The sequence below is a fragment of the Spirillospora sp. CA-108201 genome, assembly GCF_050936235.1.
In the GTDB taxonomy this organism is placed as follows: Bacteria; Actinomycetota; Actinomycetes; order Streptosporangiales; family Streptosporangiaceae; genus Spirillospora.
The window spans coordinates 3931719-3947545 of sequence record NZ_JBNJNE010000001.1; the positions used below are offsets into that span (position 1 = coordinate 3931719).

Consider the following 15827-nt stretch of genomic DNA (forward strand, 5'->3'; position numbering starts at 1 on the left):
ACAAGGATCTCTTCCTTTCCCAAGGCCGGCACATCCCCGCGGCCGGTGTTTCCGGAAGGCCCCGCGTTGCTCCGTCGCCCCACCCCCGCCGCATGGCTGGGGGCCTTCGCGCTCCTGCTGCCCCTCGTGCTCGCGGACCGGTCCATGGCGGCCGCCCCGCCCCCCGCGCAGGTCGTCGCCGAGACGGCCGTCGCGCCCCGCACCCTGGACCTGACCATCGCCTCGCCCGCCATGGACGGCCGCCTGAAGGTACGGCTCCTGCTCCCGCCGGGATGGTCGCGGCGCGCGGAGCGCACCTGGCCGACCCTGTGGCTCCTGCACGGCGGAGTGGACGACTACACCGCCTGGACGCGCGACACCGACGTCGCGGAACTCACCGCCGGAACCGGCGTCATCGTCGTCATGCCGGACGGCGGCCGCTGCGGCAATTACTCCGACTGGTGGAACTACGGGAAGGGCGGCCCGCCGCGCTGGGAGACGTTCCACATGACCGAACTGCGCGGAATTCTCGAACGGGACTACCGGGCGGGAACGCGACGCGTGGTCGCCGGAAATTCCATGGGCGGGCTCGGCGCCATGCTGTACGCGGCCCGGTTCCCCGGCGCGTTCGCGGCCGCGGCGGCGTTCAGCGGCTACCTCGACACCCTGTACGGCCACGAGCCGGGCGACGACTCGACCGGCTGGGGGCCGTCCCTGGCCTGCCCCGGCACCGACTGGCGGCGGGTGTGGGGCGACCCCGACGACCAGGCCGCGATCTGGCACGCCCACAACCCGGCCGACCTCGCCGGGCGGCTGCGCGGCGTCCGGCTCTGGGTGGCGAGCGGGAACGGCAGGGCCGGGTCGCTCGGCGGGCTGCCGTTCACCGACCCGGTGGAGGCCGGCGCGAACGACCACGCGCACGCCTTCGTGGACCGGTCGCGCGCCCTCGGCGTCCCGGTGACCGCCCGGTTCTTCGACGGGCAGCACGACTGGCCGTACTGGCAGCGCGACCTGCACGAGTCCTACCCGATGCTCATGGACGCCCTGGGGCTCGGCTGTGTTTCAAAGTCCCGGTCCTCTTCGCTCGCCTGGCGGCTCGCTGCGTGACCGGGCCTGGGCGAACGCGGCATCGCTTCGCAATCTGCCCGGCTCCGCTCGCCTCCGGCCTCGCTCCACCGGGCAGGTCACGCGTTCGCGCGCGGGGCCGAGGCCACTTCAAGACAGGCTGTGAGGCCCTGGCCCCTGCTCCGGGCTCAGGCGTTCTTGAGCATCTGCGTGGCGTCCTTCTCGCCGAGCGGCCCGTGCCATTCGAGGAGCAGGACGGTGGCGTCGTCGTCCAGGCGTCCCGAGTGGTGCTCCAGGATGCTGTGGATGAGGCGCCGCAGCGTCTCGGGGACCGACAGCCCGTCGGCCTCGCGCCGGATGATGAAGTCGACGAACCGGTGCAGCCCGAACTCCTGCTTGTCCGGGTCGCGGGCCTCCACGATCCCGTCGCTGTAGAACAGGATCCGGTCCCCCGGCTCCAGTTGCTCGCCGCACACCCCCGCGTGCACGCCGAGGCCGGTGCCGAGCGGGGTGCCGGGAGGGCACTCCAGCGTGGTGACCCACCGCGAACCGCGGATGACGACGGGCGGGGGGTGACCGTAGGAGACCCACGAGAGCTGCCCCGACGGCAGGTCGAGCTCGGCCAGCACGCCGGTGACGAAACGGCCGCTCGGGTCCTGTTCGAGCAGCGCCGCCTCGACCGACTGGGCCGTCTCGACGAGCCCGGCCCCCTGGATGCGGCTGTTGCGGCAGGCCGCGACGGCGAGGTTGGAGGTGAGCCCGGCGGCGGTGTCGTGACCCATGGCGTCGAAGATCGTGAGATGGACGGTGTCGCCCGCCAGGGCGTAGTCGAAGGTGTCGCCGCCCAGCATGTAGGCCGGCTCCAGCGCGGCGCCGATGACGACCTGGTCGTTGGCGAAGGTCATGGGGGGCAGCAGCCGCCACTGCATCTCCGCCGACACCGTCATGTCCCTGGTCCGCACGAGCCGGGAGTAGGAGTCGCTGTACGGGCCCTTGCTGACGATGATCAACGCGACCAGGCCGGCCAGGGACTCGGCCTCCTTCCGGGCCCGCACGTCGTCGCGGCGCACGGTCACCCGCAGCACGCCGATCCGCTCGGCCCCGTCGAGGATCGGCACCCAGTACTGGCAGGTCCCGCCGTCGAGGGCCTGCCCGACCGCGGGATCCATCGTCTGGAAGGCCCGGCCCGCGACCGTCGCGTCGACCCTGAGCTCCGAGGGGGCGGCTCCGGGACGCCGCCCGGCGTCCGGACCCTCGCCGGTCAGCAGGCGCAGCACCGTCTGCTGGAGGTCCACGACGTAGATGAGCACGTCGTGCAGGCCGAGGCCGGCGGCGTGCCGGGCGACCGCGCCCGGCAGCTGCTCCATCGACATCAGATGGCTGGCCGCCAACAGCTCTCTCAGCATCGGTTCGCCGCCCTGCACTCTCGGCTCTCGGCTCTCGGCTCTCGGCTCTCGGGGCTCGCGCACTCCACCGTCCTCGGGCGGACCACCGTTCTCCAGGACCGCATTCCCCCTTGTCCGGGAGTCCCTACCCTCCCGCGTCTCGTCCATGTGGTCTCCGGTCCGAGGCGGGCGGGAGGTCAGGACCTGGCCGGTGAGGGGCCGGACGGCAGCAGGGCGGCGATCTCGGGCTTCAGCAGGCCGCGGACGTTCGCGTAGGAGGTGCCGAAGTTCAGGTTGCCGCAGCCGTCGCTGCCGCCCGCCAGGTAGGAGAGCTCGAAGCCGGTGGGGGTGAAGAACGGGAACAGGAACGGCCCCTGCCTGGCGGTCGAATCCTGGGTCCCGCGCGGGGCGAAGTCGGCGAGTTCGAACGGCCCGTCGGGGCTGCAGTCCTGCCACCGGCGCTCGTTCCGGGCCGGCCTCTGCGGGACGAGGGAGTTGAGCCGGCGCACGCCGGCCGCGGTGAGCGTCGCGGGCTGGAAGACGTCGGCCGCGGTGAGCCGGCGCCCGGTGCGCAGGTCGACGGTGACGACCTCGCCGCCCGGGGAGCCGTCCGCCTGCTGGCAGTTGTCCGACAGCAGGTAGTAGCGGACCGACACCAGGCGGGGGCCGCGCAGCCCGAGCCTCGTCTCGGTGCCGATCTTCGCGGGCCTGCCCTTGCAGAAACGCGGAGCGTTCTTCTTCCACACCCCGACGAGCCAGTCGATCGGCTCGCGGAGCTCGGCGTTGACGCGGCGCTCCAGCGCGGGATCCTTCAGCCCGGTGACCTTCGGGTACTGCGCGTTCTGGACCACGATCGCCGGGTCGGTGAGCCGGCGGTTGTCGGCGGCGAGCGTGACGACGACGGCGGGCTCGGCCGCGCGCGGCGGGGCCTTGTCGTCGTGCACCGCGTAGACGACGCCGCCCGCCGACCCCGCGACCACGGCGGCGCCGGCGGCGGCCATCGCGCCCTTGCCCGCCGCGGTGGCGAGGAAGCCCTTGCCCACGGCCGCCCCCGCGGTCCCCGCACCGCCCGCGCCGCCGCCCGCACCGGCGCCGGCCGTGCCGACCGTGCCCGCCGTGCCCGCCGTGCCCGCCGCGCCCGCGGTCGCCCCGGCCGCGGCGCCCGGCGCGGCGGCGAGGGCGCCGAGCGGGAACAGCGCGGCCAGCGCGACCGCGGCCCCGGCCAGGGCGCTCATGCCCCGCTGCTCCCAGTCGCTTCCGTACCCGGCGACGGCGGCGGCGTCCAGCCGCGAGACGAACTCCGCCGCGCCCGGCGGCCGCCGCCCCGGTTCCTTCGCCATCCCCTCCAGGACGAGCCCGCGCAGCGGCTCGGGCACGTCCCGCACGTCGACCTGCGCGGTGAGGTGCTGGTTCATCAGGGCCGCCCGCTCGGCCGTCGCGAAGGGGCGCCGCCCGGTGACGCACTCCACGAACACGCACGTCGCGGAGTACACGTCGGTGGCGGGGCTGGCGGGTTCACCGCGCCACTGCTCCGGCGCCATGTAGACCGGCGTCCCCGAGATCGAGCTGCCGCCCGCCAGGACGGCGATGCCGAAGTCCACGAGCTTGCTCAGCCCGTCGCCCCGCACCACGACGTTCGCCGGCTTGTAGTCGCGGTGCACGACACCGACGGCGTGGGCGGCCGCGAGCCCGAGCAGCGAGCCCTTCAGCACGAGCAGCGCCGCCTCGGGCGTGAGGGCGCCGTGCTCGCGCAGCACCTCCTTCAGGGAGGCGCCGTTCACCGCCTCCATCACGATCGCCGCGCCGTGCTCGCCCTCCACGAACTGGAAGAGGCGCGCCACGTACGGGCTCGTCAGGCGCCCGAGCATCTGCGCCTCGGAGCGCAGCGCGTCGACCGCGCCGGGGTCCCCGCCGGTCAGGTACTTGATCGCGACCGGTGTCCCGGACGCCGTGTGGCGGGCCAGGACGACCCGGCCCTGCGCGCCCCGCCCGAGTTCGCGCTCCTCGGTGAACCCCGTCAGCCGCCAGTCCATCCCTTGCTCCCGCCGCTCTTCGGATCATGCTTCACAGGACGGTGACGCCGCCGTGTGAGGAAAGGTTCGCGGAAAGTCCGCACGACCGCCAGATCCGGGATCCGGGCGGCGCCGCGCCCGCCTCCCGGAGACGGCCGGTGAGATGGGACACACCGGCCGCGGCGCGCCCCCCGGCCCGGGAGCGTTCGAAGCCACAGGTCACGGGCCGCGCTTATCATTTCATGACAAAGCGCACAGGAAAAGCGCGGCCGGGAATGCGCGGAGGGATTGTGCTACAACCCGTTGGGGTTCGCCGACCGCGAAAGGATCTTCATGGGCGCAGCGGAGGCTCTCGCAGGGATCGTCGACACGGAGCGCTATCCGCTGGCCGCGCCGGGCGGCGCGGGATGGGACCTGCTCGTTTCCCGGACCCGGGACGAGCTGGCGAAAACGGGCTGCTGCGTGCTGCCCGACTTCATTCGCCCGGCATTGCGGGACGCGCTGAGCACGGAATGCGGGGCGACCGCACCGCACGCGCATTACGACGTCGAAACGGTGAACGCCTACAACATCGACGTGAGCACGCCGTTGCCGGCGGACCACCCCGGGCGCATCACCGTCGAGCGGGGCAACGCGTTCGTCGCCCGCGACCGCATCCCCGCCGGCTCCGTCGTCCACCGGCTCTACACGAGCGGGCTCTTCCAGCGGTTCGTCGCGGCCTGCTTCGGGCTGCCCCGGGTGCACGAGCTGGCCGACCCGCTGTCGGGGCTCGTGCTCAACGTCGTCAATCCGGGAATGGAGCATCCCTGGCACTTCGACACCAACGAGTTCACCGTCAGCCTGCTGACGCGGGAGCCCGGGGACGGGGGCGTCTTCGAGTACTGCCCGAACATCAGGTCGGCGGAGGCGGAGAACTTCGGCGACGTGCGCCGCGTGCTGACCGGGAACGGCGGCGACCTCGTCCGCCGGCTCACGCTTCGCCCAGGTGACCTGCAACTCTTCAAGGGACGGTACGCGCTGCACCGGGTGGCCCCGGTCCGGGGGGACACGGCGCGGCACACGGCGATCCTCGCCTACAGCGAGCGCCCGGGGGTCATCGGCAGCGTCGCGCGCACGAGGCAGCTCTTCGGCCGCGTCCTGCCCGAGCACCTGGCGGCGGAGGGACGCGCCGTCCGGATCGACCGGCTGCTGGACTAGGAGGCACCCGCACGTGCGCACGGACGCGACAGGGAAGATCTCGCTCGACCACATCTACACCAGCCCCGATCCCCGCGCCTACTTCGGCACGCTGCGCGAACTCCACTACGACATCCCGGAACTGGCCAAACCGCACTTCCAGCGGCTCATCTCCGAATACCGGGAGGCGCGCGGTGTCCGGATTCCCACCGTTCTCGATATCGGCTGTTCTTACGGCATCAATGCGGCCCTGCTGAAATACGGCCTGACGATGGCGGACCTGTACGATCGCTACGGCGGTCCCGACGTCCTCGGCTACACCCGCGCCGGCCTTCTGGCCCGAGACCGGGAGTTGGTCCGTTCCCGTGAAACGACGAGCCGCCTGCGTTTCCTCGGCCTGGACGCCTCCGACAACGCCCTTTCCTACGCGGTCGAAGCCGGCTTCCTCGACGGCGCCGTCCACGCGGATCTGGAGAGCGGCGAGCCGACCGCCGAGCAGCGCGCCCGGCTCGCCGGAACCGACCTGGTCATCTCGACGGGGTGCCTCGGATACGTCACCGAGCGCACCCTCTCCCGCGTCGTCGAGGCGCAGGGGGAGCGCAGGCCGTGGATGGCGCACTTCGTGCTGCGCATGTTCCCCTTCGACCCGATCGCCGAGGCGCTCGGGGCCGCCGGGTACGCCACCGTCCGCCACGACGGCCTCTTCCGGCAGCGGCGGTTCGCCACGCCCGAGGAGCAGGCGCTCGTCCTGGACCGGCTCGCCGCGGTCGGCGCCGACCCGAGCGGCCTGGAGACCGGCGGCTGGTTCTACGCCCACCTCTACATCTCCCGTCCGCGGGACTGACCCCTTCCGACGGGTCGTGGACACATGACCCTGGGAACGAACAGAACAAGAGGATCGATGTGAACGCCGGCGAAGAACTGTCGTCCCGCACCTTCGGCAACGAGGAGCGCCTGCCGCGGGTGCCGCTGCCCGCGCTCGAAGAGACCTGCGAGCGGTTCCTCGAGTGGTGCGGGCCGCTGCTGACCCCGGACGAGCGGGCCCGGACGGAAGCGGCGCTGGCCTCGTTCGCCCGCCCGGACGGGCCGGGCCGCGCGCTGCAGGCGGCGCTGGAGCGCTACGACGCGAGCGAGGGGGTGGACAGCTGGCTGGACACGTTCTGGCCCTACCGCTACCTCGGCCGCCGCGACCGGATCGCGCTGAACGCCAACTTCTTCTTCCTGTTCAGGGACTCGCCGGAGGGGCAGGTCGAGCGAGCGGCCGGGCTCGTCGCCGGGGCGCTGGACTACAAGCTGCGGCTCGACCGCGAGGAGGTCCCGCCCGTCGTGCAGCGCGGGCGGCCGCTGTCGATGACGCAGAACCGGTACCTGTTCTCCACGACCCGCATCCCCGGCGCCGAGCAGGACACCGTCCGCGCCCCCTACACCGCCGAGTGGCCGGGCCCGTCGGACGCCCGCCACATCGTGGTGCTCTTCCGGGGCAACATCATCCGCATGGACGTGCTGGGCCCCGAGGGCCGCCCCCACACGCTGGAGGAGCTGCGCGCGGGCCTCGCCGCCGTCATGAAGGCGGAGGCCGCGCCGGAGCCGTCCGCCGGGCACCTCACCACCAAGGCCCGCGCCGGGTGGGCGGCGAGCCGCGAGGCGCTGCTGGCCCTCGGCAACACCAAAGCGCTCGACGACGTCGAGACCGCGCTGTTCTGCGTGTGCCTGGAGGACTTCGTCCCGAAGGACTCCCTCGACGCCTGCGACCACCTGCTCCACGGCGACAGCGCCAACCGCTGGTTCGACAAGGCCGTCTCCTTCGTCGTGTTCGGGGACGGCACCGCGGGCATCAACGTGGAGCACTGCGGCCTGGACGGGACCACGATCCTCAGCTTCGTCGACGCGCTGCTGAGCGAAGCCCCGGAGAAGACGTCCCAGCGGTCGGGCGCCCGGTCGCAGGGGCTCCCGGTCGCCGAGGCGATCGAGTTCACCCTGGACGACGCCCTGCGGCGCGACATCGCCGAAGCCGCGGCGGCGTTCGCCGCGTACGGGGCGGCCACGGCCACCGCGGCCGTGTCGTTCGACGGCTTCGGCACCGACCACGTCAAGCGGTTGAAGATGTCGCCGGACGCGTTCGTGCAGATGGCCTACCAGCTGGCCCACAAGCGGGCGAAGGGCCGCGTCGGCGCCACCTACGAGTCGATCGCCACCCGCCAGTACCGGAACGGCCGCACCGAGGCGATGCGGGTCGTCACCCCCGAGGTGCTCCGCTTCGTCGAAGCCATGGACGACCCTGCGGCCGGGGCCGGGACGCGCCGGGACGCCTTCCGCGCCGCCGCCGACGCCCACGTCCGGCGGGCCAGGGAATGCCAGGCGGGGCAGGCGCCCGAGCAGCACCTCTGGGAGCTCCAACTCGTCCAGAAGCGGCGCGGCGCCGAGCTGGGGGTCACCGAGCCGCTCCCGCTGTTCGCTTCCCCCGGGTGGCTCGTCATGCGGGACGACTACCTCAGCACCAGCTCCGCGCCGTCGGTCAACATCCGCTACTTCGGGTTCGGCTCGACGAGCGAGCAGTGCATCGGCGTCGCCTACGTCCTGCTCCCCGGCAGCCTCAACGTCTACCTGAGCACCCCGCGGCCGGTGGCGGACGCGATGCTGGAGTTCGCCGACCGGCTCCGCGAGGCCGTCCGCGAGCTGCGGGACCTGCTGTCGTGATCATCTCCCGGGCCGCGCCGGCCGGTGCGTCCGCCCGATCGGGTAGAGCCAGCGCCGGAACACCCGGCTGAGCCCGGGCATCACGAACACGGTCAGCAGCGGGATCACGATGACGGGGAACGTCAGGGCCCGCAGCGGTAGCGGCCAGGCCGTCGTCAGCGGGGTGACGACGGCCTGCAGCAGCAGGCTGAGCGGGTACACCGCGCAGAAGGTGACCACGATCATCTTCAGTTTGGAGGGCGGCGGCACGGACTCGCCGGGCAGGTTGAACCACGTCTCCAGCCCGGTGGTGTCCTGCCGGTGCTCGTCGGCGATCCCGCTCACCCGCTCGATCCACTCCGCGCGCTCGGCGGAGTCGAGCCACCGGTCGAGCCGCTCCTGGTCGGCGAAGTTCACCACCGTGTAGTACCGGTGCCGCGTGCCCTCCGCGCGCAGCCAGGTGGCGCCCTGGTGGCCGGAGTACCGGGTCGCGACCTCGTGGAGCCCCTCCGCCCACTCCTCGAAGTCGCGCTCCCGGCCCGGCCTCACGTCCCAGGTGAACACGATCGTGACGGGCTCGGACTCCGTGGAAGCCATGGCAGAGGTCTCACCCGTCCCATCCGGACCATGCGCGCCCTTCCCGGTCAGGTCGCGGCGAGCGCCTCGGTGGGGCTGAGGCGGGACGCCCTGATCGCCGGGTACAGGCCCGCGACCGCGCCGATGAGCAGGGTCGCGGCGACGCCGCCGAGCACCGCCCACGCGGGGATGACGACCGGCCATCCCTGGGAGACGGCGTAGCCCGCGGTGACCAGCGCCCCGACGGCCGCCCCGCCGGCGCCGCCGAGCGCCGACAGCAGCAGCGACTCGGCGAGGAACTGCGTGCGGATCTGGCCGCGGGTCGCGCCGAGGGAGCGGCGCAGCCCGATCTCCGACCGGCGCTCCAGCACCGAGATGACCATGGTGTTGGCGACCCCCACGCCGCCGACCAGCAGCGCGACCGCGCCGAGGCCGAGCAGCAGCCCGGTGAACGCCTCGCCCGCGGCCTTCCTGGCCGCCAGGGCGTCCGACGGCCGCGACACCTCCACCTCGTTCGGCGTCTCCGGGTTCGCGGTCGCGCCCAGCACCTCCCGGACGTCCTCCACGCCCGCCTCCGCCGACCGGGTGTAGATCGTCGTGGGATGGCCGTCGAAGCCGAGCCGGGACCGCGCCGCGTCCCAGCCGACCAGCGCGGCGCTGTCCAGCTCGGGCGCCAGCGCCGCCGGCTCCAGGATGCCGATCACGGTGAACCACCGGCCGCCGATCAGCACCTGCACGTCCGGGGCCGCGTGCCCGATCCCGAGCCGCCGCGCGGCGGTCGAGCCGAGGACCGTCGCGGGGAAGCCGCCGGTGGCGGCGTTCAGCCACACGCCGCCGCGCAGCTTCGCGCCCGTCGCGGCGCGCAGGTCGGTGCGGGCCGCGTACGCCGAGATCCCGTTGGTCTCCGCCTCGGGGATCTTGCCGGTCCGGTAGACCTTGGCGCCGTCCACCAGGCCGGTCGCCGACACCTCCCGGACCGGGGCGATCCGGGCGACCATGGCCTCCGCCTCCAGCGGAAGCTTCGCCTTCTCCCCGGTCAGGGTGTTGCCGGGCGAGACGGTCAGCAGGTTCGTGCCGAGCGCCGCGAGGGCGCGGTCGAGGTCGGCGCGGCTGGAGGAGGACACCCCGACGACCGCGACCATCGCGGCGATCCCGATCGCGATGCCGAGCGCGGACAGGAACGCCCGCATCGGCCGGGTCCGCAGACCGACCGCGCCGACCCTGAGCACGTCGCCCGGCCACAGCCGGGCCGGGTGCAGCGTCCCGGCGGTCATCGCGCGGCCTCCGCCCGGCACGGGCCGGCGCCGACCGGGCCGTCGCCCGCGCGGCCGTCCGCCCCGGAGTCGTCCACCCCGGAGTCGTCCACCACCAGGCCGTCGCGCATCCGGACGCGGCGGGGCAGGGCCGCCGCGATCTCCCGGTCGTGCGTGATGACCACGATGGTGGTGCCGGCGGCGTGCAGCTCGCGCAGCAGCGCCATCACCCCGTCGCCGGACGCCGAGTCCAGCGCACCGGTCGGCTCGTCCGCGAGCAGCAGCGCGGGCTCCCCGGCGACCGCCCGCGCGATCGCGACCCGCTGCCGCTCGCCGCCGGACAGCTCGTGCGGCGCGTGGTCCAGCCGGTGGCCGAGCCCGACCCGTTCCAGCGCCGCCGCGGCCCGCCGCCGCCGCGCCGCCGGGCGCAGCCCGGAGTACAGCAGGCCGTCGGCGACGTTGTCGATCGCCCGGGTCCCGGCCGCCAGGTGGAAGTGCTGGAAGACGAACCCGATGCGGCTCGCGCGCAGCGCCGACAGCCGCGCGTCCGGGAGCCGCCCCACGTCGTGGCCGTCGACGCGGATCTCGCCCGAGGTGGGGCGGTCCAGGGTGCCGAGCATGTTGAGCATGGTCGTCTTGCCCGACCCGGACGGGCCGACGATGGCGACCAGCTCGCCCGCGCCGACGTGCAGCGACACCCCGGCGAGCGCGTGCACGCCGCCCGGGTAGGACTTCCGCACGTCCCGCAGCGTGATCATTTCGGTACCCCCACGAGCGCGCCCTCGGCGATCCCCGGCCCGGAGACCTCGACCTTCCCGTCGGCGAAAAGCCCGGTCCTGACCGGGACGTAGGACGACGCCCCGCCCTTGACGACCTCCACGCCGAAGCCGCCCTCCCGCAGCGCGACCAGCGCGGACACCGGCACCGTCAGGACGTTCTCGCGCCGGCCCGCGGTGAAGCGGACGTCGGCGGAGGCGAGCGCGTAGCGGGCCGCGGCCTTCTTCGCCGCGGCGGAGTCGAGCCAGATCGTGACCTCCACCTTCGTCTCCGGGTCCTCGCCCTGCTCGCCCGGCTCGATCACGGTGGTGACCTCGTCGATCTCGGCGGCGAGGGGCCGGCCCTCCGGCAGGGTCACCTCGACCCGGGCGCCCTTCCTCGCCAGCCGCTGGTCGGCGGTGTCCAGCTCGACCGTGACGGCCTGCGCGGTCCCGGTGTAGCCGAGGATCTTCTTGCCGGGCGCGGCGGGCTCGCCCGGGTTGGCGGCGACGGCCTCGATCCGCACGGGCCCGCCCGCGTACGCGACCCGTCCGACCTCGACGATCCCGGTCCGCGCCGCGCCGATGTCCTCCTGCCATTCCCGGACGGCCTCGGCGGTGCCCGCGGTGTACTCGTCGTCCACGGTGAAGCCGTCGTAGCCGAGCGCGCTGAGGTTCTGCTCGAACCGCTTCACGTCGGCCCCCTCCGTCCCGGTCCGCAGCGGCCGGTAGGACGGCTTGGACCCGTACATCAGCACGACGGGATCGCCGTCGAGCTCGTACAGCCGGTGGCCGCGGGTGACCTCGTCCCCGCTCTCGGGCAGCCAGGTGATCGTGCCCCTGGCCTGGCTCGTCGCCGTCAGGGTCGGGCCGTAGCCGAGCCGCCCGTCCTCGGTCTGGGTGTCGCTCAGCGTCTCCCGGGCCACCTTCGCCGTGCCGGGCGGCAGGGCCGCGGCCCGCCCGCCGCCGCGGTCCCCGCCGGCGGCGAGCGCCGCCGCGGTGGCGGCGCCGCCCGCCGCGACGACGGCGGCGACGGCCAGGGCGACCCTCAGGCGCGGCCGGCGGCGGCGCGCGCGGCGGCCCTCCCGCTCGGCCGGCGCGCGCTCCGCGAGGGTCTCCCCCGTCACTTCCCGCCGCCCTGCAAGATCTTTTCGCACGCCCGCTGCGCGGACTCCAGGTCCGGGTCGTCGCCGACCGTGTTCTTGTCGATCCGGATGCCGGGCTGGTTCGGGTCGGGGTCCGGGAACTTCTCCACGCCGTTCTTGCGCATGCACGCGGCGAACTCCCGCGCCTGCTCCTGCATCTTCGGATCGGGCGCGCCCGTGCGATTCGCCATGGGGTTGTACTGCCGGCACGCCTCCATGGCCTTGTCCATGGCGCCCTTGTCGCCCTTGGCCTGGATCCGGATGCCCTCGCCGGGCTTCGGGTCCTCCATGTCGACGCCGTGCTCGCGCATGCACTGGGCGAACTTGACGCCGCCGTCTCCCTGGCCGGGCTTCTCACCGCCCTGCCCGGTTCCGCCCTGCTTGGCGCCCCCGTTCGCCGAGGCCACGGTGTCGCCCTTGTCGTCCGAGCCGCACCCGGTCAGGGTCAGCGCCAGGGCGAGCGGCAGGACCGCCAGGATCCTCAGTCGCATGTCTCCTCCTCGTTCCCGGCCGGAGCGGTTCCGGCCGGCGAGGAGCGATGCAACCCGCCGGCGCGTTTCCCCCGCGTTTCCGCCGCCGCGCCGTTCCGCGCCTCCGCGTCCGGGAGCGTTCGCTAACGGAAACGAAACACCGCCTCCGGCACCATCGTCCTTCGGAGGAGGCTTCATGAGAGTGCTGGTGGCAGAGGACGAGCGGCTCCTGGCCGACGCGATCGCCGAATGGCTGCGCGACGACGCGCACGCCGTCGATCTCGCCCACGACGGCGCGGCCGCCCTGGAGCGGGTCGCCGTCAACGACTACGACGTGGTCGTGCTGGACCGCGACCTGCCGCGCGTCCACGGCGACGACGTGTGCCGCGAGATCGTCCGGGGCGGGGCCGGGGCCCGGATCCTGATGCTCACCGCCGCCGCGGAGGTCACCGACCGCGTCGACGGGCTCGGCCTCGGCGCCGACGACTACCTCACCAAGCCGTTCGCGTTCCCCGAGCTCGCCGCCCGCGTCCACGCGCTCGGCCGCCGCTGCCGCCCGGCCGCGCCGCCGGCACTGCACCGCGCCGGCATCACCCTGGACCCGGCGCGCCGCGAGGTGTTCCGGGACGGCCGCTACGTGCCGCTCGCCCGCAAGGAGTTCGCCGTCCTGACCGAACTGCTGCGCGCCGAGGGCGCCGTCGTGTCCGCCGAGCAGCTCCTGGAGAAGGCGTGGGACGAGCACGCCGACCCGTTCACCGGCGCCGTCCGCCTGACCGTCCTCAAGCTGCGCCGCAAGCTCGCCGACCCGCCCGTCGTCGAGACCGTCAAGGGAGCGGGGTACCGGATCCGATGAGGCTGTCGCTGCGCGCCCGGCTCACCCTCACCTACGGCGGGCTCTTCCTCGTCGCCGGCGTGGTGCTGCTCGGCGCGACCTACGCCCTGTTCGACCAGCAGCTCTCGCGGTCCGGCACGAAGGTGCTGGCGACCCGGCTGAACCCGGCCCCCGGGACCACGCCGCCCGCCGGGGCCGCGCAGGAGATGACGCAGGAGGCCCGGGCGATGGCCGACGCCGACGGCTGGGCGCGCAGGCAGCGCGCGGAGCTGCACGACGCCGCCGTCACCTCCCTGGTCACCCAGGGGTCGATCGCGCTGCTGGTCGTCGGGGGCGCCGCGGCGGGCTTCGGCTGGCTCATCGCGGGGCAGGTCCTGTCCCCGCTGCACCGCGTCACCGAGACGGCCCGCCGCATCGCCGGCTCGCCCGCCGCCGACCGGGGGCTGCACGAGCGCATCGCGCTGCGGGGGCCCCGCGACGAGGTCAAGGAGCTCGCCGACACCTTCGACACGATGGTCGAGCGCCTCGACCGCTCCTTCGACGGCCAGCGCCGCTTCGTCGCGAGCGCCTCCCACGAGCTGCGCACCCCGCTCACCCTCGGCCGCGCGCTGGTCGAGGTGGCGATGCACCGCGAGTCGGCGTCCCCGGACGTCCGGCAGCTCGGCGAGACCCTCCTGCAGATCAACGCGCGGCACGAGCGCCTCATCACCGGCCTGCTGCTGCTGGCCCGCTCCGAGAACGAGATCACCAACCGGGCGCCGGTGGACCTGGCGGACGTCGTCGCCCACGTCACCGCCCAGACGGCCCTTGAGGCCGACGGCTCCGACATCACCGTGGAGACCGGCGCCGCCGAGGCCATGACGACGGGCGACGCGCTCCTGCTGGAACGCGTCGTCCAGAACCTGCTGGAGAACGGCCTGCGCCACAACACCGACTCCGGATGGGTCTCGGTCTCCTGCCGCACCGAGGGCGGCAGCGCCGTCCTGGAGGTCGCCAACTCCGGCCCCGCCGTCCCGCCCTACGAGATCCCGGCCCTCTTCGAGCCCTTCCGCCGGCTCGACGGCGACCGCCTCGTCACCTCCAAGGGGGCGGGCCTCGGTCTCTCCATCGTCCAGTCCATCGTCCGCGCCCACCACGGGACCGTGACCGCCGCGCCCCGCCCGGGAGGCGGCCTCACCGTCACCGTCGCCCTCCCGTCCGCGGACCCGGAGCCGGAACCGGACCGCGGCGCCCGCGCGAGAACCGCCGCCCGCACCTAACGCCGCCCGCTCCAGGGGAGAAAGCCGAGTTCACCGGGGCCATTCCGCTTTGTTATGGCCTGCTGGCATTACCTGGCCAAGACCGCGAATGAGACTTTTATCGCGTTCCTTCGGCTCTCGCGGCCTCCCCGCCCGGACTCTCCCCCGGCACCGGACGGGCATCGCTCCGCTCCCTCGCGAGAGGCGGTACGGCATTCGCCGGGAGAAATGGCGGAAGTGCATGAGAACGCGTACCCGACCCGCCCGGGCACGCCGGCGGCTTGCGGCCGGACTCGCCGGGGTGGCGGCCGCCACCCTCGCGGCGTCCACCGGCGCCGCCTCGGCGCAGAACCTCCCGATCACGCAGCAGGTGCAGCAGCAGGACCAGTGGTGCTGGGTCGCCAGCGGGCTGACGATCGCCAAGTGCTTCGGCAAGGGCAACGTCAGCCAGAACGACTTCTGCGCTCTCCGGCGCGGCTACCCGCGCGGCGGTTCCTGCCCGAACCAGGCCGGCTACCTGGAGTACGACCAGCGCGCGTTCCAGGCGCTCGGCGTGTCCCCCGGCCAGGTCAGCGGCCCCCTGTCCCACCAGGCGCTGACGACCGAGATCAACGGGCAGCGGCCGATCCTCACCGGCATCTACTGGACCGCCGGCGGCGGCCACGCCCAGGTCATCTACGGCTACTCCGGCCAGACGGTCTCCTACGGCGATCCGTGGCCCTCCAGCCCCCGGTACGGGGAGATGGCGTACAGCGGCTACGTCAGCAACTACCAGTTCCGCTGGGGCCAGGCCCTGTCCAGGATCGGAGGCTGACATGCGCACGACTGCGAGAATCGCGGCCGGAGCCCTGATCGGCGGGACGGTCCTCATGGGCGGCACCGCGGCGCCGGCCGCCGGGCCGTCCTCCGACGAGGCCGCCGCCGCGAGGGCGGCCGCGTCCCCCGCCGCGCGGGAACGGCTCGGCGCGTTCTTCGTCCACCTCGACCAGCACCAGCGCGGGCGGCTGGTGAACGAGGCCGTGCCGAAGGCGGCCGCGCGGGCCAAGGCCCCGCGCCTGGAAGGATCCGTCCAGCGCGTCTACTCGCTGAACCCCGCGTTCGTGAGGGGCGACGGCGGCGCTCCCGTCGCGGCCTTCGCCTACATGGCGGTCGGCGCCGCGTCGGCGAGCGGGCAGCAGGCGACGGTGTGGCTGACCGGGTCCGGCGCGAACTGGCAGGTCATGAACGTCATCTCCGGGACGGAGGAGGCGGTCTACCCGGCGCGG

14 protein-coding genes are annotated in these 15827 nt (G+C 73.9%); 7 read left to right on the forward strand and 7 right to left on the reverse strand.

Annotated features, from left to right (window positions below):
• Nucleotides 1–66: 66 nt before the first annotated feature.
• Nucleotides 67–1086 (forward strand): alpha/beta hydrolase, encoded by a 1020-nt coding sequence (locus ACQEU6_RS19090; RefSeq protein WP_499333682.1) that lies wholly within the window; start codon nt 67–69, stop codon nt 1084–1086.
• A 146-nt stretch (nt 1087–1232) separates the two neighbouring features.
• Here ACQEU6_RS19090 and ACQEU6_RS19095 read toward each other — a convergent pair whose 3' ends face one another.
• Nucleotides 1233–2450: a PP2C family protein-serine/threonine phosphatase gene (locus tag ACQEU6_RS19095; RefSeq protein WP_499333684.1), complete on the reverse strand. Its 1218-nt coding sequence runs from the start codon at nt 2448–2450 to the stop codon at nt 1233–1235.
• A gap of 176 nt (nt 2451–2626) precedes the next feature.
• Entirely contained in the window at nt 2627–4462 is a 1836-nt protein-coding gene (locus ACQEU6_RS19100) for a serine/threonine-protein kinase (protein WP_499333685.1), read from the reverse strand.
• Nucleotides 4463–4774: 312 nt separating this feature from the next.
• On the opposite strand from ACQEU6_RS19100, the gene ACQEU6_RS19105 reads away from it, so the two are divergent.
• The 3 genes from ACQEU6_RS19105 to ACQEU6_RS19115 are packed head-to-tail and all read left to right on the forward strand — an operon-like array spanning nt 4775 to nt 8314.
• Complete coding sequence (locus tag ACQEU6_RS19105) at nt 4775–5638, forward strand: HalD/BesD family halogenase (protein ID WP_499333686.1); 864 nt, start codon at nt 4775–4777, stop codon at nt 5636–5638.
• Nucleotides 5639–5651: 13 nt separating this feature from the next.
• Nucleotides 5652–6461: a class I SAM-dependent methyltransferase gene (locus tag ACQEU6_RS19110; protein ID WP_499333687.1), complete on the forward strand. Its 810-nt coding sequence runs from the start codon at nt 5652–5654 to the stop codon at nt 6459–6461.
• A 59-nt stretch (nt 6462–6520) separates the two neighbouring features.
• On the forward strand, nt 6521–8314 hold the full coding sequence (locus ACQEU6_RS19115; protein WP_499333688.1) for a choline/carnitine O-acyltransferase: 1794 nt from the start codon (nt 6521–6523) through the stop codon (nt 8312–8314).
• On the opposite strand, the gene ACQEU6_RS19120 is transcribed toward ACQEU6_RS19115, so the two are convergent.
• From ACQEU6_RS19120 to ACQEU6_RS19140, 5 genes are read right to left on the reverse strand one after another with little or no spacing between them, the layout of a single operon-like run.
• Nucleotides 8315–8890 carry an antibiotic biosynthesis monooxygenase gene (locus ACQEU6_RS19120; protein ID WP_499333689.1) on the reverse strand — a complete coding sequence of 192 codons (576 nt, stop codon included), beginning with the start codon at nt 8888–8890 and terminating at the stop codon, nt 8315–8317. It abuts the gene before it with no gap.
• 47 nt (nt 8891–8937) lie between these two features.
• A complete protein-coding gene (locus ACQEU6_RS19125; RefSeq protein WP_499333690.1) occupies nt 8938–10143 on the reverse strand; it encodes an ABC transporter permease in 1206 nt (401 codons plus the stop codon).
• Nucleotides 10140–10880 (reverse strand): ABC transporter ATP-binding protein, encoded by a 741-nt coding sequence (locus ACQEU6_RS19130; RefSeq protein ID WP_499333691.1) that lies wholly within the window; start codon nt 10878–10880, stop codon nt 10140–10142. The genes ACQEU6_RS19125 and ACQEU6_RS19130 overlap by 4 nt, the downstream gene beginning before the upstream one ends.
• Entirely contained in the window at nt 10877–12004 is a 1128-nt protein-coding gene (locus ACQEU6_RS19135) for a peptidoglycan-binding protein (protein ID WP_499333692.1), read from the reverse strand. Before ACQEU6_RS19135 ends, ACQEU6_RS19130 begins: the two co-directional genes overlap by 4 nt.
• Nucleotides 12001–12513 (reverse strand): hypothetical protein, encoded by a 513-nt coding sequence (locus ACQEU6_RS19140; protein ID WP_499333694.1) that lies wholly within the window; start codon nt 12511–12513, stop codon nt 12001–12003. The genes ACQEU6_RS19135 and ACQEU6_RS19140 overlap by 4 nt, the downstream gene beginning before the upstream one ends.
• Nucleotides 12514–12688: 175 nt before the next feature.
• On the opposite strand from ACQEU6_RS19140, the gene ACQEU6_RS19145 reads away from it, so the two are divergent.
• The 3 genes from ACQEU6_RS19145 to ACQEU6_RS19155 all read left to right on the forward strand — a co-directional run bounded on the left by ACQEU6_RS19145 (nt 12689) and on the right by ACQEU6_RS19155 (nt 15376).
• Nucleotides 12689–13345 carry a response regulator transcription factor gene (locus ACQEU6_RS19145; protein ID WP_499333695.1) on the forward strand — a complete coding sequence of 219 codons (657 nt, stop codon included), beginning with the start codon at nt 12689–12691 and terminating at the stop codon, nt 13343–13345.
• Nucleotides 13342–14583, forward strand: coding sequence for a sensor histidine kinase (locus ACQEU6_RS19150; protein ID WP_499333697.1), 1242 nt, complete (start codon nt 13342–13344; stop codon nt 14581–14583). The genes ACQEU6_RS19145 and ACQEU6_RS19150 overlap by 4 nt, the downstream gene beginning before the upstream one ends.
• A gap of 220 nt (nt 14584–14803) precedes the next feature.
• Nucleotides 14804–15376 carry a papain-like cysteine protease family protein gene (locus ACQEU6_RS19155; RefSeq protein WP_499333698.1) on the forward strand — a complete coding sequence of 191 codons (573 nt, stop codon included), beginning with the start codon at nt 14804–14806 and terminating at the stop codon, nt 15374–15376.
• The last annotated feature ends 451 nt before the right edge of the window (nt 15377–15827 follow it).